We start from the raw sequence: 25,219 nt of genomic DNA on the forward strand, positions 1-25,219 counted from the left end.
TGTCCTTAGCCAATGACTACTGACTAATGACTTTTGACTAATGACTTTTGACTATCCCACTACTTTTGCAGGTACAACACTTACTAGAGCGCCTGGTTTACCAGGAATGGCTCCCTTAATTAGTAATAAATTGCGTTCTGCATCAACTCGCACTATGGTCAGCTTACGGATTGTGATGCGTTTACCACCTAAACGTCCTGCCATCCGCTTACCTGGATAGACACGACCGGGCGTTGTACCAGCACCAATAGAACCTGGCGCTCTGTGGTTTTTGGAACCGTGTGACATAGGCCCACGAGCAAAGTTGTTGCGCTTCTGGTTTCCCGCAAAACCGCGACCGATGCTTGTGCCGACTACATCGACAATTTGACCCGCACTAAAAATATCTGCTTTAATCTGTTGACCTAAAGCATAATCACTAGAATTATCAGTGTGATATTCATTTAGGTGACGCAATGCTGGGGCAGATGATTTAGCCAAATGACCCAGTAGTGGTCTGTTGAGTGCCTTTGGTTTAACTTCGCCAAAACCAACTTGAATGGCAAAGTAACCGTCGGTTTGTTTCGTTTTAACTTGTGTTACGGTGCATGGCCCTGCTTGAATGACAGTCACAGGAATGGCTACTCCTGCTTCGTCAAATATTTGGGTCATGCCCAGCTTGGTGCCGAGAATACCTACAGACACAGTAACTGGTTCTCCTTTCTACTTGCTGACCTTGGAATTGGACTCTAGAGGACACGCTTTGTACGCATCAGTTTAGGCTGGGTTAGCCTACGAAATTTGGAATGGTTTTAGTAAACCAATCCAAATGCTTTTGGGACACAACAAACCGTGTCCGTACTGCTTGGTGAATCTGTTTAGCTTCACTCAATAGATCACCAGAACAGCTACAATTCTCTTCTCTTTGGAAGGAGTAACTTCTGGAATCAATGCAAGGCGCTACAGTTTTAAGCTGTGTGCAGCAATGCTTTCGTCCAAGCAATTGCTTTGGCACGTTCTGGAGGCAGCGCTGTCGGCGGGTTTTCCGATTGGTATACGCCCTTCTAGACGTTTTCCCGGAGTTGGCTACTGCCGTGTTGCAGTTGGACTTAAGCGGTTTTTACCGCCCAGTATCCGTTAACTGAGACTGACGTAATGCCATGAAACCAACATTGCTGCTCAGTTTTACTTCCTTAAATACCTTAAACTATTGTTTAAGATTTAGCCGCTTTTTCAGAGGCACAGGAGTAAATTGACTCTGGAGCTTAGGATTGGCTTTGATTGTTCATCCATAAGTTCCAATGTTTACCTGAAAGCTTTCTTAGTTTACCAGTCTACGAGCAATCTGAGTTAGATTATCCAATTTGGATTAAATCATCAGCTTTTAATGCTAACACTACCTCAGAATGACAGTAAAATGTCTACCTAATTTGCGTGTTTGGTCACAATCTAATAATATAAATTATTTATTTATGTTTGTCTAGTAATTTATAGAGTTATTTTTGGGGAGTGGGGAAGAGGCAGGGGAGCAGGGGGAGTGGGGAAGAGGCAGGGGAGCAGGGGCAGGGGAGCAGGGGGCAGGGGGCAAGGGGGAGAATAAAAAATTACCTCCTTTTCCCCTCTGCCTCTTCTAAATGCCCAATGCCGAAAAAAATGCTTTGAATCTATCGGTTCAAGGTAAATAATAGAGATATCTAAGTGGGATAACGACGAAAATCTATGGCACTAATTACCACTGGCAACGGTTTAATCCGCGATCTGGAAAAATTTGGCGCTCTTGGAGTGTATACACCTCTGGAAGGGGGTTATGAAGGTCGATATCAGCGCCGACTACGCGCAGCTGGCTATACTACCCTCCACATTACTGCTAAGGGACTGGGCGACGTAGCTGCGTATCTCACAAGAATTCATGGAGTTAGACCTCCTCATCTTGGGAAAAAAAGTACTGGTAGTGGTGCGGCGGTAGGTCAGGTGTACTATTTACCACCTATTCTCAATTCTCATCTAGAACAGCTACCACCAAAGTCAAAGGGGCTGGTTTTGTGGATTATTGAAGGGCATATTCTTTCCAATGAGGAACTTGAGTATTTAACGAATTTGCCTCAGTTAGAACCACGAGTCAGAGTAGTAATCGAGAGAGGAGGCGATCGCTCTTTCCGTTGGACTTCTCTAGAAAAAACTTTGTTAGCTAGTTAGTCCTTTGTTATTGGTCATTAGTCATTTGCTTAAAACTAATGACTAATGACTCAATTCCATCAGCATTTCAATAATGCTGAGTCGAAAACCACAAGATAAAAATAGTCGCCGTGAAGCTTCGTTAACACCTGCTGTATCTAGATAAAGCAGAGGTTGTAATTAAGGTTTTAATGTTGTTGGTGAGCGAATTTATAACCACCCCATAGAGAAAGAGCGATCGCAATCACTAGCAAAATCGGTATGCTATACCAAGGAAACTGGGATAAGGGTAAATGGGCTGCTGCACGCAGTCCGATGCTGGCGTAGGTCAACGGTAATATGTAAACTACAACTTTCAGGGCAACTGGTAATGTCCCAGGATCAAAGAAGGTTGCCCCTAAAAATGACATGGGGATTATTATAAAATTATTGTAGAGTCCGACTGATTCGAGCGATCGCACACTCAAGCCCACAATTACGCCTAACCCTGCAAATACCGAACAATTTAGCACCACCAACAGTAGAAATAGTGGGTTGAGAAAATTCCAGTTTCCAGTCAACAGCAGCGCTACCAAAATCACGGAACTAGATGTCATCAACCCCCGCACTATTCCCGCCAGCATTTTTCCGATATGTAAGGCTAAAGGATGTATAGGAGTTAACAATAATTCCTCGAAGGTTTTGCTAAATAGTCTGTCTCCACAAATCGAAAATGTAAAATTGGTATTAAATTCTAGTAAGGGCTTTAGCCCTGAAATTAGGGTTAAAGCCCTTACTGCCAAACTTTGATTATTGACACATATTATATTTAGATAAGTTGCTATTTTTCTCAATAAAAAAATATCGCATAGAAAGTTACAGGCAATTACAGCCAAGACTAGGCATACTGAAAGAGCGAGAAAACTTTAGACCACTCCCTAGCAAATCGGCGTGAAGGTGATTAAGCAACAATGAGACGTAAAACCACTGGTAGATCGGCTACTACTTCTAAACCCTCTATTTTCCAATCCCCTATGTTTAACCTCTTCACTATTGCAATTATGGGAGGGGTGTTGATTTTGGGGATTGGGATTGGCATTGCTTTTAGTTCTACAACCACGTTAGCCCCCTCAAATGTGGCTTCTCGTGAATTCATTGACACTAAAGCACCAAACCCTGAAATTTGTGTGCAGTATGGAGCTAGCGCGATGGTAATGGACGCTAGACTATTTGTTACTCTCAACCCCTTTAATGTTTATGTTGCGCAACCGAGTATGCGTCCTGGATGCGTGATCCGACAAAATAACTGGGCGCTTTTAGAGCAACGCAAGTTGGTGACATCAGATCAGGTAAATGAGTGCAAAAATCGCCTGAACACCTTTGGTTTTACAGGTAACTTAGACAGTGACAAACCTGATATTAGGTGTATATATCAAAATGAAGCTGCTCAAAACTTCTTTACAGCTCAACCGGGAGCAGTTGGAACACCTCAAGAAACTGATAGATTTTAGATTTGGGCATGAGGCATGGAGAAGAGACAAGGGAGACAAGGAAGAGGGGGAAGACAAGGGAGAGAGATTGATTCAATAATTCCCCCTTGTCCTCCTTGTCTCCTCAATCCCTAATCCCCAGTCCCTAGCGATCGCATCTGCTCGCATCAGATCGTGGTTACTCATCGCGGATAATGGTTAAACCTAAAGCTTTGTAGGCACTCAGCATACTATTAGAGACTGTAGGTGCTGTTACAAGGTAAGTCAGGGCATGAATGGACTCCACTAGATAAGGAGCAGCCGTGTCCAATTTTTCTGCTGTCACTAATCCTACTACCTCAGCCGATCCAGCAATCATGGCTCGTTTAACGTGGGCTTCGTCTAGATTAGGTACACTAATCCCAATCTCTGGATGCAAACTGCAAACCCCCAACATGCACAAATCTGCACGAATCATCCGTAATGTTTCAATGGTGACAGTACCCACATTCACCAAGGCTTTTTTGTAAAGTTGTCCACCTAACATCACAACCTCTATATGAGGATGTTCTGCTAAAGCAAGGGCGATGGGCGGACTATTTGTGATCACTGTCGCTTGCAAATCTAGGGGCAAATGCCGTGTCACCTGAAGAGTTGTCGTACCTCCATCTAAAATTACCACCTGTCCTTTACAAACTAATTTTGCTGCTGTCCGAGCGATCGCTTCCTTTTCTTTGGGTGCTTGCTTTTGGCGATCGGCATAACTTGCGGTGGCTGGAGATTTAAGCAGCGCTCCCCCATGAACACGTTGCAATAGTCCAGTTTCTGCTAGTTCTCGCAAGTCCCGCCGAATCGTATCCTCAGAAACCTTCAGAACAGCACTAAGTTCTGTCGAAAGTACCTTTTTATCACGACGCAGAATTTCTAAGATGAATTGTCGTCGTTCAGCAGTTAGCATAATTAATTTTCCTGAAATTGCGTTTTTGAACTTGAAATTGCACGTTTGTGAGTTTATACTTATTGGTATGCAAGTTTGTGTACGGTAATCCGTAAGTTCAATTGAATTCAAGCATATTCATGCACAGTTAAATGTATTGATTGTGGCATTTAATGAAACCAGATACTTCCAAGTACTTGGCTGACTTTAATTTGAAAAATTCTTGGCTAATTGTTGCCCAATCTGGGTTTTAACAATTTTTTTTGGTAGTGCGCTTATCCGTTCCGTGTGTTCAAATAGCTTTTTATTCAGTAAATAAACCATGACTATTATTGATACTCAATTTCCAATTGACCTCGGTGCTTACCAATTTTTAGCGCTCAATCCAGCAAATTCGAGCCTGACAGATGAACAGCGAGAGACTCTAAAAGCAAATATTCAACTCTGCCGGGATGCGATCGTCTTTTTCACTGCAACTGGCGCTGCTAGCGGAGTGGGTGGTCATACTGGTGGGCCATACGATACAGTTCCAGAGGTAACGATCCTCGATGCCTTTTTCCGGGGAGCATCGGAGCAATTTGTGCCGATTTTCTTCGATGAGGCAGGACATCGAGTTGCTACTCAATATCTGATGGCAACGTTGCATGGTGACTTACCTGCCGAGCAACTTTTACGTTATCGCCAAGCAAATTCCCATTTGCCAGGACACCCCGAACTAGGATTAACCCCTGGTGTGAAATTTAGTTCTGGCCGCCTGGGACATCTTTGGCCTTACATCAATGGTGTAGCAATGGCAAATCCAGGCAAAGCAGTTTTTTGTCTCGGTTCTGATGGCTCACAGCAAGAAGGTAACGATGCTGAAGCTGCTCGCTTGGCTGTTGCTCAACATCTCAACGTCAAGCTGATAATTGATGATAATGATGTAACGATCGCTGGACATCCTTCTAAATATTTACCTGGTTTCAGTGTCGCCAAAACCTTAGAAGGTCATGGCTTGAAAGTACTTCAGGGAGATGGCGAAGACTTAGACGATTTATACCATCGCCTGTGTGAAGCTGTAAATACTCCCGGAGCGATCGCTCTCATTAATAAACGCCCGATGTGTCCTGGTATTGAAGGTTTAGAAGGCTCTACTCATGGTCATGATGTAATTTCTGTAGATTTAGCAATTAAATATCTAGAATCTCGTGGACAAACTGCGGCGATCGAATACTTGAAGAGTATTGAAAAACCCAAGCAAACATACACATTTCTAGGTTCCAGTGATAAATGGGGCGCTAACCGAAATGTTTTTGGTGAAGCAGTGGTAGCTGTTCTCAGTCGCATGAGTGAGGCGGAGCGCAAAGAAAAAGTCAAGGTCATCGATAGCGATCTAGAAGGCTCCTGCGGGTTGAAGAAAATTCATGATGCATACCCGGAAATATTTATTTCCTCCGGCATTATGGAACGGGGCAATTTCTCTGCTGCTGCTGGATTTGGTATGGAGAAGGGCAAGCAAGGTATTTTTGGGACTTTCAGCGCCTTCTTAGAAATGTGTATCTCAGAAATCACGATGGCACGGCTGAACTATTCCAATGTCCTTTCCCACTTTTCCCATGCAGGTATAGATGACATGGCAGATAATACCTGTCATTTCGGTTTGAATAATATGTTTGCCGACAATGGCTTAGATGATGGCTATGCAACACAATTGTACTTCCCGGCAGATGTTAACCAAATGACAGCTTGTGTAGAAGCTGTGTTTCATGAGGCTGGACTGCGGTTTATTTTCTCCACTCGTTCCAAAGTGCCCAATATTCAGGACAGCAACGGCAATGATTTATTTGGAAGTGGCTACAAATTTGTTCCCGGTAAAGATGAAGTTATACGAGAGGGAACGCAAGGCTATATCATCAGTTTTGGTGATGCTCTCTACCGTGCCGTTGATGCTGTAGAGCGTCTTAAGCAAGAAGGGCTAGACGTTGGTTTAATTAACAAACCGACTTTAAACATCATTGATGAAGAAATGATTACCAAAATTGGTAAGGCTCCTTTTGTTCTTGTAGTAGAAGCCTTCAATCGGCGGACAGGGTTAGGCAGCCGTTTCGGTTCTTGGTTGCTAGAGCGCGGGTTGACTCCCAAATATGCCCATCTTGGAACTCATAAAGAAGGTTGCGGTGGCTTGTGGGAACAGTACCCATATCAAGGCATCGATCCAGTGAGCATTATCAACAAGGTGAAGGAGTTAGTTGGGTAGGGAGTGGAGAGTGGGGAGTCAATACGGTTCGGTTAAGGTTTTTTGATGGAAATTCTAGAGCGTAAAGACGCGATAAATCGTCGTCAAGACGAAAAAATCATTATTGTAGAGACGGCGATTCATCGCGTCTCTTGCCTTAACCGAACAGTATTGAGTGGGGAGTGGGGAATGGGGAATGGGGAAGAAATTACCAATGCCCAATGCTCAATGCCCAATGCATAGCTGCTTTCAATAAACGGATTAGCTTATATCCCGATTTTGAGAATTAGTAACTTGAGTTTGGTAATGCCGCCATTTTTCCTGTTGACGCGCTCTTTTCTCCTCGGTCAGGTTATCAAAACAATAGGGACAGGAGATACCCTGCTCATACTTGTCAGACAGCTTATCTTCTTCAGAAATTGGGCGACCACAGCAGAAGCACCGCTCACAACTTCCTTCCTCTAAACCATGACTGACAGCTACCCGCTCATCAAAGACAAAACATTCTCCTTGCCATAAACTTTCTTGGGCTGGAACTTCTTGCAAATATTTGAGAATGCCGCCTTTGAGATGATAAACTTCTGCAAAGCCTTGGGCAAGCATGAAAGATGAGGCTTTTTCACAGCGAATACCGCCTGTACAAAACAGAGCAACCTTTTTGTGTTTAGTTGGGTCGAGGTGGCGTAGCACATAATCAGGAAATTCCCGGAATGAACCAGTTTGAGGATTTTCTGCCCCTTGAAAAGTACCGATATTCACCTCATAATCATTGCGGGTATCAATCACGGTTACTTCTGGATCGGAAATTAAATCGTTCCATTCCTGGGGATTAATATAAGTGCCAACTTGCTGAGTTGGATCAATTTCAGGCAATCCTAAAGTAACAATTTCTGGTTTTAACCGCACCTTCATCCGCTCAAAGGGAGGGGTTTCGGCATGGGACTCTTTATATTCTAGGTCTGCTAAACGAGGATCGGAACGCAGAAACCAGAGAACTGAGTCAATCGCTTGACGCGAACCCGCAATTGTACCGTTAATACCTTCTTGTGCCAGCAAAATTGTCCCCCTAACACCTTGCGCTTGGCAGTAAGACAGCAGAGGATCTCGTTTTTCGGCAAAATCTGGCAGCTTAACAAATTTATACAGTGCTGCGACAATCTGGGTATTTTCTGGCTTCATCCTCTTAATAATGGAACAATATAGGTTACAATACTAACGGCAACTAAAGTTACCGACTATTTTAATTTTATGGGGGTTTAGCTCAGTTGGTAGAGCGCCTGCTTTGCAAGCAGGATGTCAGCGGTTCGAGTCCGCTAACCTCCATTGGATATGATTTATCTGAATGTGCGATCGCTTGCAGTAGGTAAGTTAGTATTGCGTCCAATTACCCCGTTCTTCAAAGCCCTACTTAGTTAGAGAAATATTTGCGAACATAGTCTGAGAAAGGACGCTAGAATAAGCATCTTAGTTGCCATCGTTAAGAGCCAGCTAATTAAAATTTGATTTATTTATATATTTAGGGGGTTGTTTGAAAAAGCGTCCATTTGGGTTAGTAGCAATTGTTCTCTATAAAACATTTACCGCGTTGCTGCTTATGGTTACTGCGATCGCTTTATTATTGACGTTAAAAAATTATCAAAATCTAGAGGATTTCTCAGACGATTATGTTTTAGAAGGTAAATCAATAATTATTGATTGGGTTTTACAAAAAGTTATTAACTTAAATCCTCGAACTCTGGCATTTAGCGGTATTGGTGCAGGAATATACGCTATTGTAACTGGGATTGAAGCTGTTGGTTTGTGGTATGAAAAACGTTGGGCGCATATCTTAGTATTGGTACTTGTCGGCATCAGTATTCCCCCAGAGATTTATGAGTTGGTTCGGGGAATATCTCTTCTAAAAACATTTATTTTTTTGTTGAATTTAGCAGTATTTGTGTATCTATTCCGCAATTTTCCTAAACATAAAAACTAATTTTCATCGGTTATATACTCTATTGTGGGAGAGCTAAAATTGATGCTTTAAACACAATGCAGCAACGGGAGGATTGTTTAAATATTACCAGCATTAAAAATCTGCTGTGCCGTTAAATTAAATTCTGGGAAAGTGGGTGAAATAATGCTATCGCTCCCACGAAAAAGGTTTAACTGGTACTCACCATCAACAAGCCAGTAAAGCGAAATTGTGGGCAGTTTGGGATTGCCAATAAATCGCCTTCCTCCCAGTGCAGCGTAGTCTAAAATCCAATATTCAGGGATACCCATTTCTTCGTATCTGGCTAGTTTGATGAAATAATCATCCCTCCAATTAGTACTAACGACCTCAACAACTAATGGAATTGAAACGGCTTGAGTTACAGTAGATGATTTTTTCCAGAGAGGCTCATTTACCAAATTAGGTTGATTTAATATCAGTATATCTGGTGAAAAGGCTGATTCATTTTCAAGTGGCTTAATAAATGCTGTTTTTGGGAAGATATAAGGTAGATTTAATCGGTCTGATTCAACACTCAATTTTCTAACCAAAAATCCTGTAATTTCTTCATGTAGCCCAGCAGGAGGGGTCATTGTAATTATTATTCCATCATGCAATTCGTATTTCTGCTGTGGATTTTCAGGATACCAGGTAATAAATTGATCGAACGTAATTAGTTCATGTAAAGTTTGAGCCATATATTGCTTCCGTGAGTTTTGAAATTATTAGGACTTACGCAAAAACCCTCTCAAACTCTCATTTCTCTGTGATCTCTGCGTTCTCTGTGGTTCGTTTTCCATTATCTATGCGTAAGTCCTAATTATGATTTCAGATGCACTACTTACCTTTTTATCATTGTTGACACTAATGCCCTGCGGTAATACCTTACTTTAAGCCAATACTCTTTTATAAACAAACTTCTAACGCCAAACCAAGACCCCCATGTTGTACAATCACTAGAAATACAATCTGGAGAGCGACTTGCCTAAAACGATTCACTCTACTCAACCACCACTGAAATTTATTCCCCAACGGTTTAATCGGCTGATACTCCAGATTGTTCGGTGGTTATTGCCGATCGCACTACGGTTTCGCACTCGCCCTTGGCTACCGGCTGGAATTGTCGATATTGAAGCTAAAAATGTTGAGGTATTAGCTGAACTTTATCAGCAATTCCAATCTGGAAAAATTCGTTTTTTGTTGGCATTTCGTCACCCAGAGGTGGAAGATCCTCTCTGTATGTTGTATTTGCTTTCTCACATTGTGCCAAAGGTTGCTCGTCAGAAAGGTATTACACTACAATCTCTTGTTCACAGCTACTTTCTTTACGATCGAGGGATGACTGTTTGGGCTGGAAATTGGCTAGGTTGGTTGTTTTCACAAGTGGGGGGTGTGCCGGTTCGTCGCGGTAGGCGACTAGATCGGCAAGCTATCCAAACAGCACGGGAGTTGTTTGCTAATGGCAAACTACCGATCGCAGTCGCACCCGAAGGAGGTACTAATGGCCATAGTGGAATTGTTAGCCCGCTGGAACCAGGCGTTGCTCAAATGGCCTTTTGGTGTGCAGAAGACTTACAAAAAGCTAATCGGAGTGAGACTGTTGTAATTGTGCCGATCGCTATCCAGTATCGCTACGTTGAGCCACCTTGGTCTAAACTGGATTGGCTATTGAGTAAGTTGGAAGCTGATAGTGGCTTGGTAGTTCAGGAAATTAATCAAGGTGATAGCGAAGAGATTTACTATCAACGCCTCTGTAGGTTAGCTGAATATCTCATTAGCGAGATGGAAGAATTTTATCGTCGCTTCTATCATCAAAACATTCCAAAAACCATCTCAACTGATGAATCTGCTACTCCTAATCAGGTATTAATTGCTCGACTTCATCGCTTACTTGATAACTCTTTACAAGTTGCCGAGCAATATTTTGGACTCCAAGCACAGGGTAATTTTATCGATCGCTGTCGCCGTTTAGAAGATGCTGGCTGGAACTATATTTATCGAGAAGATTTCGTTGATATAAATGCTTTATCACCTTTTAAACGCGGTTTGGCAGACTGGATTGCTGAAGAAGCAGACTTGCGGATGCGGCATATGCGGATAGTCGAAAGTTTTGTGGCAGTTAGTGCGACTTATATTCAAGAAGAACCGACGGCGGAACGGTTTGCAGAAACAGCTTTGCTCATCTTTGATATGCTTTCTAGAATTCAGGATACAACACTTCCAGGGCGACCCCGGTTAGGTTTGCGACAGGCACAAATCACTGTTGGAGAGCCAATTTCAGTTACAGAACGTTGGTCAAATTCTCAGAGCGATCGCAATACATCTAGACAAGCCGTGAGCGATTTGACAAAAGATTTGCAAATCGCTTTAGAGAAGATGATTAGATAACGAAACTTCTAAGATTTTTTCGCTCTAATTTTGTCAAAAATTGCACCTTCATCGAAGAATTTCGCTTGAATTTTGTCCCATCCTCCTAAATCTTCAGCTTTGAAGATAGTTTTAATTTTAGGAAAAGTGCCTTCTACTTCTTTGGCAATTGTTAAGTCAACGGGACGAAATCCCAATTTGGCAAACTCTCGTTGCGATTCTGGGGTGTAGAGAAATTTAATAAATGCTTCGGCAATTGAGCGAGTTCCATGTTTATCGACATTTTTATCCACAACAGCAACAGGATTGTCGATAGAAATATTGACATCTGGTACAACGTATGAAATTTTATCGCCATCTTTTGCTGATAAAAACATCTCTTTTTCATAGTTGAGCAGAACATCACCCTGGCCATCTTTAAAGAATAGTTCGCTAGCATTCCGAGCAGTTTTAGGCAACAAAGGTGCATTCTTATAGACTTTGGAAATAAAGTCTATTGCTTGATTTTCATTTCCACCAGCTTTGGTTACATAACCCCAGAGATTAAGGAAGTTCCAGCGAGCAGCGCCAGAGGTTCTAGGATTAGCTGTGACTATTTTTATGCCATGTTGCGCCAAATCTGCCCAAGTTTTGATATTTTTAGGATTACCGGGACGGGTAGCGATCGCATCTACAGATTTAGTAACAATTGCATTATTAGGCGCTTCTTTTTCCCAACCTGATTGAATGAAACCTGCTTCAACAAGTTGATTAATGTCAGCCGCAAGTGATAGATGTACTACATCGGCTTCTTTACCCTCAATTACCGCAGCAAGGGTTTGGGAACGTGACGCATCATAGCTTTGATTAAAAGTAATGTTTTGGTTGTGTTCTTTCTTCCACTGTTCGATAAATTCGGGAATTATCTGCTCGTATGCTGCACTTGTAACGGAGTAGGAAACAAAGGTTAGAGTTACATCACGTTGGTAAGTTACACTAGAATTATGAGTATTATCGACATTACGTAAAGAGCAAGCAGCTAACAGGATACTCAAACTAATTCCAGCCAAAAATAGGGGCACAATGCCCAATAATGAATACTTATACAACCAACTTTGTATTAGTTGTATGCACCACCGTCTTATAACCTGCAAAGGTTTAACAATGCAAGTGGAAACTAATTCAGTTAAATATGTCCTAGATTTAATAGTAAATTGCCACTGCTTCATGAAATTCTTCCCTTTTATCTGTAGTATCTTAAATAACTTGCTTAAAAGGGTATTATAAAACATTGGCTAAGGATAGATAAATAATTTTATTTTTGATTCGGATACATTTGAACGACTAATTAAATTCCTAATTAGGAGAACTGGTTTTAGAAATTTCTGGACTGCTAATTATGATATGTCCCTTATCACTTTCTTGAATAGCCAAGAAAGAATCGACAAACATATCATTAAGTTTGCGTCCCACAGCAAACTTTTCTTCAGGTGTAATTAACGCTACAACTGATAAGGTGGAATTTTGACTAGCATCTCGTCGTGCATCTGTAATACCTTGCCAACGAGCTAACCAAAATACCACAATTAATACTCAGGATACTATTACTATTTCATTGATTAGCGATCGCAGAAAATATTTGAGAAATTACCATTGGGAAAAAGGGTGTTTTACTAAATTGCTGTTGAAATACCTGGAGTCATCAGAAACTTCTTGTCCAATCCAGGTTGGTAGTTCAATTTGTTGATTTTCATCATTGAGTTCAACTTCTGCTAATATTAACCCTTTATTAACACCATCAAACTCATCTATTTCCCAAATTAAACCACCCGACTCGATTTGATATCTAATTTTCTCTATAAAGGGACGTTCACACAATGTCTCAAGTATTTCTTGAGCATCTTCAACAGGAATAGGATACTCAAACTCTAATCTTGAATATTTGATACTGGGGCCTTTAATCGTCAAATAACTTTTTTCACCTACGATCCTTATACGTACAGTTGCTTGGTCTTGTGTAGCAATATATCCTTGACGATATACACTACCTTCAGCTAATCCTCTCCAACTATCTCCTCTGACTAAATATTTCCGCTCTATTTCTTGCGCCATTTTACTTACCTGATTATTTACTTTTGTCTAGAAATAAGCTGAGTTATTTTCAAAAAAAAATCCATGCGATCGCTCCGAATTCAAGTTACACCATACTCAATTACATTACCAATTTGATCGGCATTCACCGACTATTCTACAAGAATGGCTTGATTGAGTAGGAGTGCTAACCACCGTGCATCATGATGCTGAAACTAGACACACAGAAACATAAGTGCGATCGCAGCAGTATATGCGACATTACAAAAAAAGTATGAGGAAAGAAGTATCAATCAAAAGTTTAGTTGGGATTTCGAGCCGAAAAGATTTGTGTCTAGCCAAGAGTGGGATGAGATAAAAGATTTCCAAAGTCAACCCCAGGTTTTTAAGCGTAGGTTCCTTTTTGATTCTGCCTCCTTCAATCTGTAATATAATACTTATGTTTTTATCAGGTATGGTTTATGCCTTATCGGAGAAAATTTTTAAAAAGAGCAGGATACACAACTCTTTCTGCCTTATTGACTATGGCCTTTTTACAAAAGGATAAGGAGAAAGAGGATCGCAGCATTTATGCTGCTACGGCAAATTATGCGAGTGCAAATACAAATCCCCCCCTTCGGAAATTAGCCGCCGCCAAGGGAAAGCTTTTTGGCACAGCAATTTCTGGTGAATTTTTGCAAAAAGAGAAGGATTACGCTAATCTAATTGCTCGTGAATGTTCGATTGCAACACCCAATGGTGAATTAAAATGGAATGCCACTGAACCACAGCCAGGAAAATTTACCTTTGAATCAGCAGATGCGATCGCTGATTTCTGCCAAAAGCATAATATAGAATTACATGGGCATACTCTTTTCTGGCACATGGGAAAACCAGACTGGGTTCCTTATCCCCCCACTCTTAAGATGCTCGAACGGCACGTTACAGGAGTCATGGGGCATTATCGCAATAGCCCCGTTTTAAAGTCTTGGGATATTGCCAATGAAATTATCGCTGATAGTGAAAATGAAACTGATAACCCTACCTACGGTTTGCGTAAAGGCGTAAAACCAGAATTGGTTCGAGACTTGTTTAAAATTGCCGCCTCAGTTGATAACACCAAGAAATTTTACCTCAACGATTTCGGCATCGAAGGCGCTACATGGAAATCAGACCATTTCTTAAAAATGGTCGAATACCTGAAGAATAATGGCGTTAAAATTGATGGGGCAGGTATCCAGTCGCATCTATGGTTTTCTACTGCATACGGATTTGATGCAAAAGGATTTAATTCTGTCTTAAAACGGCTTAACGATCTTGAAGTTAAACCAATAATCACAGAATTAGATATTATCATTGATACCCCACTCCCCGATAGTATCAAAAAGCTAGACCAGATGGTAGCCGATAGTTACAAGCGATATCTTGATCTATGCTTTGCGGCTGGAGTTGATACTGTGATTTCATGGGGGCTTACAGACCGTCATACGTGGATACGTCATCCCGACTGGATGCCAAGAAAAACTTATAGGAACAATCCAAGCCTCTGGAAATTTCTGCGCCCGCTTCCCTTCGATGAAAATCTTCAACCCAAACTTGCTTGCAACGCAATTGCCCAGGTTTTTCAGCAAGCAACTTAATACTGCGCCCAGACCTAAATAGCATTTTTCAGTGTCATTCTGAACGAAATATGTGAGGAGATTCATCCTTAGAAATAAGGATGAAAGTTGGATAATGCATCGTAATTATTGATTAAGCCTTAATACAGTATTTCATAAATTCGTAACGAATTGAGCGACTTACTGGTAAGGCATGGCTAGATTCAATCACGCGACAAACTTGTGAAATCTTGTACTGAGAAATAGCAGCATTCTATTTTTTTTTTGTTGGCTTGGCATACTCCAAATTTCTCTTAAAAATAATGTGGCTACAAACCAAGGCTCAAGTAAGTAACGTCTCCAAAGTCTTCTCGGTTCAGAAAACAACCGATACAACCATTCCAAGCCAACCTTTCCCATCCAGCGAGGAGGAGTAGGTATTGCCCCTGCTACATAGTCAATGCAAGCTCCACTAGTCAAAATAGTGTTGGTATGAAGATGTTCAAGATTTTCAGAAATCCAATGCTCTTGGCGTGGCATACCCATCCCCACCATTAATACATGAGGTTTGTAGGCATTAATTGCAGCTAAAATAGCGAGATTTTCTTGACTATTTTTATCCATGTCAATGTAGCCATGAGCGCAAGCAATCTCTAAACCAGGAAATCTCTGGCGCAAAATACTTGCTCCTTGTTCAGCAACTCCTGGCTTTGAACCTAGATAAAATACACGCCAGCCTTTATTAGCTGCTTCTGCCATTAGAGGCCATACCCAGTCAGCATAAGTTACCCTTTGCTCTCGTTTCATTGGAAACCCTAATAGCTTTCCAATAAATAACAGAGGCATACCATCAATATGGATATATTCTGCCTTGGCATAAAAAGCTTGCATTTGTGGATCGTTATGAAAAAGATAAAGACTATGCAAGTTGTGATTAGCAATAATCCATTTCTGATTCTTTTCAATAGATTCTTCAATCAATAAATTTAATTCTGGGATAGAGAGTGCATCCACTTTAACACCAAGAATTTTATAAGAAAATCGATTGTTCATAAACTTACAATTTTTATTTTAGAATTAATAGAGTTAATGTCGCAGTAGAGGTGGGTATTTAAAAAGTTGTTGGTAGCAATATTTAAATATTTAAGAATTTAAATATTAAGAAAAATTCAGTTTTATTTTAGTTAAATATATATTTTAACCTAACTAAGAATAACTAACTTTCATGAGGACTTCCGCAATATTGTGCGCTCTTGCATTCCAGGAATATTTTTCTGTAATTAAGTTATATGCTGTATCTACAAGTGGTTGATATTTATCAATATTTGAAACTGCATCCAGCACTGTATTGGCGACTTCTTCAGTAGAGTATCCTGTCACTAAAAGATGTTCTAAGTGGCGGAATTCTTCTAAACCTCGCAAGCCTTCTGGTGTTGAGACAACTAGCTTTTTACTCGCAAAATAGTCTAACGCTTTATTGCGAGCGCCACCTGCTACTGCCTGTTTTGAGAACGGTAATAAAGCAATGTCTGCATATTGAAGATGGGCAACAAAGTCTTCTCTTTTAGGTAAAAAACCTAAAAAAGAAATGTTAGAAGGTATTGGCCCTGAAATATCACTACTATCCCTACCAATGACAATCAAATGTACTTTCTGCTGATGAATTTCAAGATATTGAGCAATCTCAATACTCATTGACACAGACATATCATTACTTGGAAATTGAAATGTTTTTGGAGCAACAAGAACTACTATTTTAGCCGGTCTAAATGCTTGATAGGGGTCTTTATCCTGAAACAGTTCAGTATTTAGTAAATCTTCAGTAACTCCATTCCCGATACTATAAATCTGCTGTGGAGTTTTACCATACCACTGAGAAATTAGTTTAGGAATTGAGTCACCTGCTGCAATAATGGGACTACCAGAGAATATCAAAATTCCCTGGGCAATATATGTCTTAATACATTGTACAAACTCTTTGAAAGGATTGGCAACTGAAAACAAGCGCATCCAGTATTCATATGCTGAAAATGTATGAAAATCCAAAACAAGAGAGGATTTACTACGTTTTTTAAGCTTTAATGAAATTAAAGCAGCCAATCCAGGTAAAGTTTCTTGAGCATAAATGATATCTGGACAAAACTCATCAATGCACTTTTCTATAGCTTGGATATATGACTTCAGGCTTCTTGAACCAATCGAAGTAGAAGGTGCATAATTAACAGATGAACAATCTAATCCTAGCTGAAAAACATCAAAATGCTCAGTAAGATACTGTCCTAGATAAAAAGGTCTAGTAAAAGCACCAAATGGTTGACTAGAATCGAGTGTTGAGACAATTAGTAAGCGTTTACCCATAATAATGATTGTTGATTATTTTCAGATTTAAGAAATTTATTTTTTAACTGCATTTGTCACCTGACTAAGATGTTCATGAATTATCCAAATTCTATTAGCTAATAACCTAATAGAAGGATCAAACTTCTGAGTTTGTTTGGTTAATATCCTCTGAAAATGTAGGAGAAATTGCCAAATTCTTATAACCAATGATGGCTCTGATATAGGGTAAAAACCAATAAAATATCCAAAATGGCCCAGAGTGTCTGCTACAGAATACAGTCCAAGGTTTTAATGGAAATCCTTTAATTTGCAGTACCTTCTTCAAGCGTTCTAATATACTTAAGTTAGTATCTACCCAACTATTACGGATAGAATTTTTAGTACAAGTACCAACATATCCGGGAGCTACCCATATTTTACAACCCAATTTACGGGCTCTCAGGGCATAATCTAAATCTCCTAAACTGTGAACAAAAGCTGTGTCAATATTGCCAACTTTTACAGCAACAGTTTTAGGGATTAGCACACAGTTACCATACATAGCATCGCATTGTTGGATAACCGAACTTGGTTCTAAAAACTCAAATTTGTTAGAATACCACTTTTTAGATTTTACTGCTCCTCCATAAGTTGCTTTCCCTGTCATTGGATCTTTAGTTGAACCAACTACAATCGAATCTGGATAACCTTGTTCAGTCAAATTTTGATGAATTTGTAATAATTTACTGAGAACATTAGCTTCCAGAAATGTGTCATCATTCAACCACAGATAATAATCATACTGATTCTTTATCGCCTCACCGAAGGCGAGATGCATACCTCCCACCCAGAATAAATTACCATTACCCTGAAGAATACGTACCTCTGGATATTCTGCTTTGATAGCCTGTGCAGTCCCGTCAGAACTACCATCATCAGTTAAATAAACATCAAAATTATTTTTTTGCTCATATAAAGTATGTAGACAGGCGAGAGTTGTATTACGCCTGTTATGGCAAGTCATAACTACCGCTATATTGGCTTGTTTCATCCCATTGACCTCATGTTATTTCTCTAGAAAAAATCAATACAAATAATCAAGTTAAACATAATTCTTGCAATTACTTTTAAAGTTTCGCCATCTTTTCTATCCAGCTACTCAGGTTAATGTCTAAATTAAAGTTTCGTAATTTTTGTTCCATTCTTCTGACTACCAACATATATCGATGTAAAACTGATACACGAGGCATATTAAGTCTGACAACCTCTTGACACAACCATTTATATTTATCTGAATTGATATTCAATCTTTTCAATTTTTTTATTTGTGCATTCCAATCGTTATAAAAGAATAAGTTGAAATAATGAATAGATATAATATCATCCCAATGTTGAATTTGTATTTCTGTTGATAAACGGTTATGTAAAGGTAATGGATAACTATAATTAGGAGGAAGATGTTCAACGTTTTCTTCCGAGGCACATAAAGTTACAGACAAAACAGATTGCTCAACAAAATAAATACCCTGGGGAGGAGTTATATCAAGGCGCATTACTTTTTCAAAATTCTCTTTCCAGGCTGTAAATATACCTGCACTCCTTCTCACCACAATCAAACCAGAGTTCCAGTAGGCTCTGATTTTTTTCTCACCAATTGGTGTATCAACAAATATCTCACGCTTTACTCCTAAAACTTCATATAATTTTTGCCAGTACCATTCTTGAGAGTCTCGCGGGCCTGTAGAACCAATTCCTTGACCATACTCAGGACGCAACCGAACGTTACAATTCACTGGCAATAAAAATTCTTTTGGCTCAGAAAAAAAACATTTGTCACTGTCTAGAAAAACTAAGATTTCTGCATCGATATTTTGTTCTGCATAGGCACACGCCAGAGGCTTATTGGCTAAATAATAATCATGAAATTCTCGATTTATGGGAACTTGTTGATGAGTTACTTGCAACGCTTCAAATGCTTTTTGGGTTTGCTTTGCTATCGGTTCACCCGCTCTAGGATGAAAACTATATATAGGTGTATCTTTTAATTCACCACAGAACTTACGAATACTTTCTGCGAGCATTAAAGATTGACCTTCTAAGCGGCCAGGTTCTGTACAAATTATAAAAGCTATAGGTATTGACATATTATGAAGTATTTATTTCCTAAATTAATTCCTAAATGAAGATTTATTTGCTTCCATCAATGATTTCCTGAAATAAAGCAGAGTAACGATGTGCTTGAAGTTCCAAAGTGAATTCTTGCTCGGCTTTTTCACGAGCATAAAATGACAGTTTTTGCAGCCTCTCCTCATCTTCAAGTACCCAAGCAATTCCTTTGGCTAAATCCTCAACTTGATAAGGTTTAGCTAAATAGCCATTTTGCTGATGGTCAACAATATCTTTTAAACCAGTTGCATTAAATGCAACAACTGGAGTACCACAAGCGAGTGATTCAGAAGCTGTCTGTCCAAAAGATTCTTGCAGGGACGGTACAATCATTACATCAGCTGCTGAGTAAAGAGTTGCTAAAGATATATCATCATGTAAATGTCCTAAGTAGTGAGTTTTAAAGCCTAAATCAGGTGGTTTTTCAGGTTGAGATGCTCCAAAAATTACAACTTCTAAATTATCCTTCCAGCCAGAATGACTTAATTCTTGTAGGGCTGGTTGTAACAGATGAAACCCTTTATTTTTATCACTTGTTGCCTCTATTGCTCCAAAGAGAATTAGCTTCTTATCCTGGGGAAGATAGAGTGTTTCGCGGGCAAAATATTGATTGATAGGTCGATATTTTTGAGTATCCAATCCGTGAGGAATCACTTCGATTCGGAAATTTTGGAACAGAGAACTAGAACGAGCGCACTCTGCTAACCAAGAACTTGGCGAAACCAGCGTTAAATTAATATTTTTCCAAGCTTTTACTTTGCGCCACCATATCCAACGGGATAAATCCCATTCATTACCACTGTTGAGTTGAGGACAAGCTCCACAGGATATTTTGTAGCGATCGCACTCCCCAGCAACATGACATCCTCCAGTAAAGTCTCCCATATCATGAAGAGTCCAAACTAAAGGTTGCTTCAGCTTGGCAATTGTTTCTATCTGCATAAATCCTGCTCTAATCCAATGCAAATGGATAATATCGGGAGCTATTATTGCAACTTTAGAAATAACAGTATCTGGCAACCACTGAATAGAAAATGAGCCATTAATCCGCTTCCGATAAAACTTTAATGGCAAGGCTTCAAATGTTAGTTTTGCTCGTGCGATTCCTTGAAATAGCCTAATTTCGGGTGCAATTACTGTTTTGTCATTAGTAATTTTCTCTTGCACAAGCATCTGTGAGTTAACACCAATATGTCTTAATCCTTGATGCAACCGATAAGTAGCACGAGCAGCACCACCATTGATATCAGATGTATTAATTAGTAAGATATTCATCGCCATAAGTTTTTTTGCATTCTCGTGAATCGCTAATTAACTGATGTTGTGGCTCCACGGCACACCACAACCTTTACCGACTTAAGTCGTTATAGGCTAAAACTATTTAAGCTCTGAATATTTTGCTGAACGCATTTCCAAGTAAGGACGCTGAGACTTTGGTCTTAAGTTGACTTGTAGCCAGTAGCGCCAATATCTAACACTAGCTTCTGCATGATGAAGCAAGTTTTTTTTCCAAAACGTAATATCTGGATTAATTGAAGCTACAGTGGGTTTAATTTTAGAAATTCCTAATCGGCTATAGCCTTCTGGTAAAAAGTGAGCAGTAAAAGATTTTCTGGAATGGTTCGGATTGACATTTTGAAAAGCACCATGAATTAAAAAAGGATGCCAGAAGAGAACTGAACCTTTTTCCAGTAGCAATGGCTGTGCTTGGGAACTTTGTTCTCTAACTAATTTTTGAATGTTTTGGGCATATTCTTCATGATCGCTAAACAGAGGAACATCAGTCTTTCTAGAAACTACAGTCCCCTTGTGGGTTTTAGGAATTACAAAAAAAGCACCTGCATCCTCTTGGATATCTTCAAGTGCATACCAGCATGCAACTAAGTGACCAGCAGGATCGCTATCTAAATAGTAATGATCTTGGTGAGCTACCGTGCCAGTAGATTTATCAAAGAACATTGTTTGCCATACAGTGTGTTTTTGTTTATCTGTAAGTGTTTTCAATAGCTGAGAGACAGAATTTGAGCAAATAATATTTGATGCTGATTGACAAAAATCTTTTTGAAATACGAGATCTAGTGGATTAAGAATAGAACGCTCTATAAATCCTTGTTCATTGATAGAAAGCTTTTCTGGTCTATTAGTATCCTGAGACCGGAAGTAATAGTTTTTCGATATCTTAAAAGCCTCATATCTATTGATGAAATCTGTAATTTTATTTTCGGAAGTAACATTTTTAACAATTACATAACCATTTTCTTCATAGTAGTTTTTAATATGTTGAGTTTCGTTTGGCAAAAAAGTTTGTGACATGATTCATTACTCCTGTAAATTTACTTAATCTTAATTAAGATAACGACTTTCTAAAAGGCATTTGTTGAGAGCTAAGAGTCAAAGATAATGAGGTTGTGACATACATCAACCAATTCCAACTGGGAGTTAATAGTCTTGCTTCTGAGAAATTAACGATGACAATGATAATTAGCATTTGCATTGGCCAATAATCTTCTGGTTTTTTGGCTACATAAATAATTCGAGTCAATGCCATTACAAAGAACCGGACAAACCCTGCGACAAAAGTCAAAAAACCTAAAAATCCTAATTCTAGTAATAGTTCTAAAAAACCATTATGAGCATTACTTGCCCAATCATAAGTAGCTCTTAGATTAGATGCAGCATTACTAGTCCAAAATCCAGAGAATCCATAACCTAGCCAAGGTCTTTCCCAAATCTTGGACATCACTAGCTCCCACAGATCGGAGCGTCCATTAAAGGTAAGGTCTTTACCAGAAGTACCAACTACAGTGTCGGCATTATTAATAAGTAATACTGAAGAAACAATGAGGATCATTAAAGCTGAAGTAATCATAATAACTTGTAATTTATAATTAGTTTTTTGAAAAGATTTATAAAAAGGTAAAAGTAATATCATTGTTAATAGAATAGTCAGAGAAGTTGTTGAACGTGAGAGGATAATTAAACATATAGATATCCCACACACCGCCCACATCAACCAGCGATATCTATGACCACTAATAGCAAGGTGCAAAAAAACTCCTGCGCTCCAAGCCATCATGTATCCTAATTCATTTTTATGACCATAAATTCCACTCCACATACCTCCTAATTCAGGTGATTGGTGAATATAACCTGGTATGAATGCAGAAAAGAACATAGATAATATTGCAGCTGTACCAAGCGCCCAAGCGATGAGTCTCATTTGTTCCCGCAGGGAATAACGCATTGCTAAATAGATTGCCAGAAAATATAGTCTGATTAGACCTCTCATATAAGTAAGACTAGAACTTAGGTCTTGTGACCACAAAAGAGAAAATACAACTATTGTTAGTAAAATAAACTGTAAGGGACTTTTAGTAATTACATAAAGAAAGCCTTTCCAGTATATAAGTAGAAAATAAAATAGAATCAAATATGAAACTATATTAAATATAGTATCTAGTTTATCGCCTCCAAGGGTAGATGTAGATATTTCTTGTGCAGGGTGTATTGTTAATGCCCCTACAGTAATGAGCAATAGCAAGACAGTTAATATTTTTTCTGTTAATCTTACCTTAGTTTCTGACATTTCATTTATCTATTAATTGACTAGATAAGTTGCTATTTTTTGACTATTGAGTAATTTAATTTTTTCTTCAATTCTTCTTTAAAAATATCCAATGCAGTTGCTTTATAGACTGTTTTCTGGGTAAAAATATCTGCCTCTATATTCCTCACAATAAACGGTGGATGCTTTAATGGAAATTCCATTGCTTCCATAGACATATTGATAAATGAAAATTCTTGATTGGAAGTGAAATGAGTTGCATCTGCACCAACACCAACATTAGAAATTAAATTGACATTGGGAATAATGCTTAAACTCCCTTGCATCCAGCAAGCAAATGTCCATTGATAATCCCAGGTTATACCTGTAGGATTGTTATAAACAGACTGAAATATTCGCTGCCAATAATTTACTGCTTTCGCGTCTGCAAGAATATCATGTAAAATATTTTCTGCTTGCACCTCTTTCCAAAGTTTGATAGTCAAATCATAATGTTGCCAAGCACGTCTCCAACTTGCCCAACCCCAGCAGTGGTTATAACGAGAAAAATAGTAACTATAATTTGTGCGTTTTCGTCCGAATTGAACATTTTGGGCAGAAATTGTTGCAATTCTAGTATCGTTTCTATATTTTTCTAGCAGTTCTCCACTAAATCTGAAAAAAGTCGAGTGAGGAATACAATCATCTTCTAAAATAATTGTCTCTTCAACATTATTAAATACCCAATCTAAACCACTAGATACTCTTTTCGCACAACCTAAATTGATATCAGAATAATTCTTGATAACTTCACATTCCCAATCAACTCTCTCAATGATTGCCCTCGCTTGTTCACATTTTTCTACCTCACCTTCGCGGTCGGTGCGGGGGCCATCTGCAATTACAAAAAGTTTTTTTGGCTTCGCTTGGCGAATAGCTTCAAAAACTTTCTCTGTTTTTTGTGGGCGCTTGAAAATAATAAAAGTTACTGGTGTTTGCATATTTTATTAATCTTATTAATGTACTTGAAATGGAAACTTTAAAGAGGAATTATGAATAATAATCAAGTTTTATAAAAAAGAAGAAGCGATCGCAACTGAATATTAAATATTTTTTGGGTTCTTTTATCAAATGCATTGCACAGAAAAGCAGCAGAAGCTTGAGATATGATTGTTGCGATCGCAGCTCCAAGTCCTCCATATTTAGGAATCAGGAAGAAATTGAGAAAAATATTTAGTATGGCACCAAATAAAGTTTTACCTAAAGAAACGTGGTTCAAACCTTCAGCAATAAACCACGGTGATGTTGCAAGACCCATAAATACAAACAAAGAAGTCCAAATATGAACTGCTAATATTGGCCCTGCTTGTGCATAACCGCTTCCAAACATCATCATAATTATCCTTTCGGATAGGAATGTCATTGGCAGAGCAATTGCAAAAGATATACACGTCAATAGACGGAGTAATTGTCCTATCCTCTGATAATAAAGACTTTCAGATTTTTCCTTAGCTGCGTAAATTGAAGGAGCAACTGAAGAGACAATAGCAGCCGGAATAAAATACCAAATTTCCGAAACACGGACAGCAGCAGAATAAATACCAACCTCGCTATTTCCGATCAGTTGACCTAACATTACCTGATCGATTCTCATAAAAATCATGATAGCGAACCCCGAAAAAATTAGGGGTAAACTCTCTTTCAAAAGAGTTTTAGCAGCAGAGAAACTCCAACGCCATGACAACACTGAAGCTCCTCTGACTTGGTAAACAATCAGCAAGCCAATCCCACTCATTACAAATTCGGCTAATGTTACCCAAGCAAAAGCTAACAATGGTGCTTTCGTTAAAATTAGTGCTATTTTGATGAGAGTATTTAGGAGAAAAGCTATATTTCTAGCGATCACGCTGTATTTTGACTGCACCTGTGATTGAAACCACAGTTCAATAGTATCAGCCGCCCTAAAAATTCCTACCATTGCTAAAATTGCAACTAGCCATATCTTCAGTGTTTCATGCTCACCTAAGAAAAACATACTGCTAACTGCTAATAAGACAGAAGCAATTCCACCTAGCAATTTTAGCCAAAAAGTCGTTCCTAAAATTTCCTCTTTGTCTGATGATTGACGGACAATATGGCGAACTACAACATCATCTAGTCCTAAAGTAAAAACTGGACTAAATAAGCTAACAAAGGCTAAAGCATAGTTAAAGAGACCATACTGCTGCACTCCTAAATAACGTGCTACCCATACTCCTACTACCAAGCTTGCACCCATACGGAGAATGCGATCGGCAAACAACCAACCTGTATTAGCAATAATTGCACGTAGCCCAGAACGAGATTTAAATTGCGATAGGCTTTTAAGTCTTAATTTACTTAGCATTACCTTTTATTAACCATGTGATACTCTCTATACAATATGTAAATTTTTCCTAGCTTGCTAA

General features: G+C 39.1%; 24 protein-coding genes, 1 tRNA gene and 1 pseudogene. 9 read left to right on the plus strand and 17 right to left on the minus strand.

The features are described from left to right. Window positions 1-51: 51 nt before the first annotated feature. A complete protein-coding gene (rplC, locus tag GTQ43_RS08685) occupies window positions 52-684 on the minus strand; it encodes a 50S ribosomal protein L3 (RefSeq protein ID WP_265272230.1) in 633 nt (210 codons plus the stop codon). Between the two features lie 280 nt (window positions 685-964). Between rplC and GTQ43_RS08690 the strand changes: the two genes are divergently transcribed. Next, complete coding sequence (locus GTQ43_RS08690; RefSeq protein ID WP_265272231.1) at window positions 965-1,120, plus strand: hypothetical protein; 156 nt, start codon at window positions 965-967, stop codon at window positions 1,118-1,120. A 578-nt stretch (window positions 1,121-1,698) separates the two neighbouring features. Then, window positions 1,699-2,175, plus strand: coding sequence for an NAD(P)H-quinone oxidoreductase subunit N (locus tag GTQ43_RS08695; protein ID WP_265272232.1), 477 nt, complete (start codon window positions 1,699-1,701; stop codon window positions 2,173-2,175). Between the two features lie 167 nt (window positions 2,176-2,342). Here the strand turns inward: GTQ43_RS08695 and GTQ43_RS08700 are convergent. Next, window positions 2,343-2,870 (minus strand): annotated as a pseudogene (locus tag GTQ43_RS08700) (ABC transporter permease); the annotation flags it as partial. A 234-nt stretch (window positions 2,871-3,104) separates the two neighbouring features. Here GTQ43_RS08700 and GTQ43_RS08705 point away from each other — a divergent pair. Next, window positions 3,105-3,644, plus strand: coding sequence for a DUF3172 domain-containing protein (locus GTQ43_RS08705; RefSeq protein ID WP_265272233.1), 540 nt, complete (start codon window positions 3,105-3,107; stop codon window positions 3,642-3,644). 157 nt (window positions 3,645-3,801) lie between these two features. Here GTQ43_RS08705 and GTQ43_RS08710 read toward each other — a convergent pair whose 3' ends face one another. Then, complete coding sequence (locus GTQ43_RS08710) at window positions 3,802-4,560, minus strand: DeoR/GlpR family DNA-binding transcription regulator (protein ID WP_265272234.1); 759 nt, start codon at window positions 4,558-4,560, stop codon at window positions 3,802-3,804. Window positions 4,561-4,861: 301 nt separating this feature from the next. Here GTQ43_RS08710 and GTQ43_RS08715 point away from each other — a divergent pair, with 301 nt between their 5' ends. After that, window positions 4,862-6,775, plus strand: a complete 1,914-nt coding sequence (locus GTQ43_RS08715) for a transketolase C-terminal domain-containing protein (protein ID WP_265272235.1) — start codon at window positions 4,862-4,864, stop codon at window positions 6,773-6,775. 45 nt (window positions 6,776-6,820) lie between these two features. Next, window positions 6,821-6,997: a hypothetical protein gene (locus GTQ43_RS08720; RefSeq protein WP_265272236.1), complete on the plus strand. Its 177-nt coding sequence runs from the start codon at window positions 6,821-6,823 to the stop codon at window positions 6,995-6,997. Between the two features lie 18 nt (window positions 6,998-7,015). On the opposite strand, the gene GTQ43_RS08725 is transcribed toward GTQ43_RS08720, so the two are convergent. Further along, a complete protein-coding gene (locus GTQ43_RS08725; protein WP_265272237.1) occupies window positions 7,016-7,933 on the minus strand; it encodes a rhodanese-related sulfurtransferase in 918 nt (305 codons plus the stop codon). A gap of 71 nt (window positions 7,934-8,004) precedes the next feature. Here GTQ43_RS08725 and GTQ43_RS08730 point away from each other — a divergent pair. Beyond that, window positions 8,005-8,077, plus strand: a tRNA-Ala gene (locus GTQ43_RS08730). 205 nt (window positions 8,078-8,282) lie between these two features. After that, window positions 8,283-8,729, plus strand: a complete 447-nt coding sequence (locus GTQ43_RS08735) for a DUF2127 domain-containing protein (RefSeq protein ID WP_265272238.1) — start codon at window positions 8,283-8,285, stop codon at window positions 8,727-8,729. A gap of 77 nt (window positions 8,730-8,806) precedes the next feature. On the opposite strand, the gene GTQ43_RS08740 is transcribed toward GTQ43_RS08735, so the two are convergent. Beyond that, complete coding sequence (locus GTQ43_RS08740; protein ID WP_265272239.1) at window positions 8,807-9,427, minus strand: Uma2 family endonuclease; 621 nt, start codon at window positions 9,425-9,427, stop codon at window positions 8,807-8,809. Window positions 9,428-9,710: 283 nt separating this feature from the next. Between GTQ43_RS08740 and GTQ43_RS08745 the strand changes: the two genes are divergently transcribed. Further along, window positions 9,711-11,117 carry a lysophospholipid acyltransferase family protein gene (locus GTQ43_RS08745; RefSeq protein WP_265272240.1) on the plus strand — a complete coding sequence of 469 codons (1,407 nt, stop codon included), beginning with the start codon at window positions 9,711-9,713 and terminating at the stop codon, window positions 11,115-11,117. An 8-nt stretch (window positions 11,118-11,125) separates the two neighbouring features. Here GTQ43_RS08745 and GTQ43_RS08750 read toward each other — a convergent pair whose 3' ends face one another. From GTQ43_RS08750 to GTQ43_RS08760, 3 genes are all read right to left on the minus strand, one after another. Beyond that, window positions 11,126-12,304 (minus strand): sulfate ABC transporter substrate-binding protein, encoded by a 1,179-nt coding sequence (locus tag GTQ43_RS08750; RefSeq protein WP_265272241.1) that lies wholly within the window; start codon window positions 12,302-12,304, stop codon window positions 11,126-11,128. Between the two features lie 127 nt (window positions 12,305-12,431). Beyond that, a complete protein-coding gene (locus GTQ43_RS08755) occupies window positions 12,432-12,659 on the minus strand; it encodes a hypothetical protein (RefSeq protein WP_265272242.1) in 228 nt (75 codons plus the stop codon). 63 nt (window positions 12,660-12,722) lie between these two features. Beyond that, window positions 12,723-13,187: a CYTH domain-containing protein gene (locus GTQ43_RS08760; protein WP_265272243.1), complete on the minus strand. Its 465-nt coding sequence runs from the start codon at window positions 13,185-13,187 to the stop codon at window positions 12,723-12,725. Between the two features lie 440 nt (window positions 13,188-13,627). Here GTQ43_RS08760 and GTQ43_RS08765 point away from each other — a divergent pair, with 440 nt between their 5' ends. After that, window positions 13,628-14,785 (plus strand): endo-1,4-beta-xylanase, encoded by a 1,158-nt coding sequence (locus GTQ43_RS08765; RefSeq protein ID WP_265272244.1) that lies wholly within the window; start codon window positions 13,628-13,630, stop codon window positions 14,783-14,785. A gap of 186 nt (window positions 14,786-14,971) precedes the next feature. Here GTQ43_RS08765 and GTQ43_RS08770 read toward each other — a convergent pair whose 3' ends face one another. The 9 genes from GTQ43_RS08770 to GTQ43_RS08810 form a co-directional block, all read right to left on the minus strand. Next, window positions 14,972-15,796 (minus strand): WecB/TagA/CpsF family glycosyltransferase, encoded by an 825-nt coding sequence (locus GTQ43_RS08770; RefSeq protein WP_265272245.1) that lies wholly within the window; start codon window positions 15,794-15,796, stop codon window positions 14,972-14,974. 153 nt (window positions 15,797-15,949) lie between these two features. Then, on the minus strand, window positions 15,950-17,101 hold the full coding sequence (locus tag GTQ43_RS08775; RefSeq protein WP_265272246.1) for a glycosyltransferase: 1,152 nt from the start codon (window positions 17,099-17,101) through the stop codon (window positions 15,950-15,952). 118 nt (window positions 17,102-17,219) lie between these two features. Next, complete coding sequence (locus tag GTQ43_RS08780; protein ID WP_265272247.1) at window positions 17,220-18,113, minus strand: glycosyltransferase family 2 protein; 894 nt, start codon at window positions 18,111-18,113, stop codon at window positions 17,220-17,222. 76 nt (window positions 18,114-18,189) lie between these two features. Continuing rightward, window positions 18,190-19,206: a hypothetical protein gene (locus tag GTQ43_RS08785; protein WP_265272248.1), complete on the minus strand. Its 1,017-nt coding sequence runs from the start codon at window positions 19,204-19,206 to the stop codon at window positions 18,190-18,192. A gap of 43 nt (window positions 19,207-19,249) precedes the next feature. Continuing rightward, window positions 19,250-20,503, minus strand: coding sequence for a glycosyltransferase family 4 protein (locus tag GTQ43_RS08790; RefSeq protein ID WP_265273711.1), 1,254 nt, complete (start codon window positions 20,501-20,503; stop codon window positions 19,250-19,252). Window positions 20,504-20,605: 102 nt separating this feature from the next. Continuing rightward, window positions 20,606-21,541 (minus strand): phytanoyl-CoA dioxygenase family protein, encoded by a 936-nt coding sequence (locus tag GTQ43_RS08795; protein ID WP_265272249.1) that lies wholly within the window; start codon window positions 21,539-21,541, stop codon window positions 20,606-20,608. A 34-nt stretch (window positions 21,542-21,575) separates the two neighbouring features. After that, window positions 21,576-22,814, minus strand: coding sequence for an O-antigen ligase family protein (locus tag GTQ43_RS08800; protein ID WP_265272250.1), 1,239 nt, complete (start codon window positions 22,812-22,814; stop codon window positions 21,576-21,578). Window positions 22,815-22,846: 32 nt separating this feature from the next. Next, on the minus strand, window positions 22,847-23,773 hold the full coding sequence (locus tag GTQ43_RS08805; RefSeq protein WP_265272251.1) for a glycosyltransferase family 2 protein: 927 nt from the start codon (window positions 23,771-23,773) through the stop codon (window positions 22,847-22,849). 62 nt (window positions 23,774-23,835) lie between these two features. Then, complete coding sequence (locus GTQ43_RS08810; protein WP_265272252.1) at window positions 23,836-25,158, minus strand: flippase; 1,323 nt, start codon at window positions 25,156-25,158, stop codon at window positions 23,836-23,838. Window positions 25,159-25,219 lie beyond the last annotated feature (61 nt).

Origin of the sequence: Nostoc sp. KVJ3, from assembly GCF_026127265.1 — a bacterium.
Lineage (GTDB): Bacteria > Cyanobacteriota > Cyanobacteriia > Cyanobacteriales > Nostocaceae > Nostoc.

Coding starts and splice junctions, on each gene's coding strand:
- GTQ43_RS08690 (WP_265272231.1), top strand. CDS start 965: ATGCTTTCGTCCAAGCAATTGCTTTGGCACGTTCTGGAGGCAGCGCTG.
- GTQ43_RS08725 (WP_265272237.1), bottom strand. CDS start 7,933: ATGAAGCCAGAAAATACCCAGATTGTCGCAGCACTGTATAAATTTGTT.
- GTQ43_RS08705 (WP_265272233.1), top strand. CDS start 3,105: ATGAGACGTAAAACCACTGGTAGATCGGCTACTACTTCTAAACCCTCT.
- GTQ43_RS08750 (WP_265272241.1), bottom strand. CDS start 12,304: ATGAAGCAGTGGCAATTTACTATTAAATCTAGGACATATTTAACTGAA.
- GTQ43_RS08710 (WP_265272234.1), bottom strand. CDS start 4,560: ATGCTAACTGCTGAACGACGACAATTCATCTTAGAAATTCTGCGTCGT.
- GTQ43_RS08790 (WP_265273711.1), bottom strand. CDS start 20,503: ATGAATATCTTACTAATTAATACATCTGATATCAATGGTGGTGCTGCT.
- GTQ43_RS08765 (WP_265272244.1), top strand. CDS start 13,628: ATGCCTTATCGGAGAAAATTTTTAAAAAGAGCAGGATACACAACTCTT.
- GTQ43_RS08715 (WP_265272235.1), top strand. CDS start 4,862: ATGACTATTATTGATACTCAATTTCCAATTGACCTCGGTGCTTACCAA.
- GTQ43_RS08775 (WP_265272246.1), bottom strand. CDS start 17,101: ATGGGTAAACGCTTACTAATTGTCTCAACACTCGATTCTAGTCAACCA.
- GTQ43_RS08695 (WP_265272232.1), top strand. CDS start 1,699: ATGGCACTAATTACCACTGGCAACGGTTTAATCCGCGATCTGGAAAAA.
- GTQ43_RS08800 (WP_265272250.1), bottom strand. CDS start 22,814: ATGTCAGAAACTAAGGTAAGATTAACAGAAAAAATATTAACTGTCTTG.
- GTQ43_RS08780 (WP_265272247.1), bottom strand. CDS start 18,113: ATGAAACAAGCCAATATAGCGGTAGTTATGACTTGCCATAACAGGCGT.
- GTQ43_RS08760 (WP_265272243.1), bottom strand. CDS start 13,187: ATGGCGCAAGAAATAGAGCGGAAATATTTAGTCAGAGGAGATAGTTGG.
- GTQ43_RS08740 (WP_265272239.1), bottom strand. CDS start 9,427: ATGGCTCAAACTTTACATGAACTAATTACGTTCGATCAATTTATTACC.
- GTQ43_RS08785 (WP_265272248.1), bottom strand. CDS start 19,206: ATGTCAATACCTATAGCTTTTATAATTTGTACAGAACCTGGCCGCTTA.
- GTQ43_RS08770 (WP_265272245.1), bottom strand. CDS start 15,796: ATGAACAATCGATTTTCTTATAAAATTCTTGGTGTTAAAGTGGATGCA.
- GTQ43_RS08805 (WP_265272251.1), bottom strand. CDS start 23,773: ATGCAAACACCAGTAACTTTTATTATTTTCAAGCGCCCACAAAAAACA.
- GTQ43_RS08720 (WP_265272236.1), top strand. CDS start 6,821: ATGGAAATTCTAGAGCGTAAAGACGCGATAAATCGTCGTCAAGACGAA.
- GTQ43_RS08810 (WP_265272252.1), bottom strand. CDS start 25,158: ATGCTAAGTAAATTAAGACTTAAAAGCCTATCGCAATTTAAATCTCGT.
- GTQ43_RS08795 (WP_265272249.1), bottom strand. CDS start 21,541: ATGTCACAAACTTTTTTGCCAAACGAAACTCAACATATTAAAAACTAC.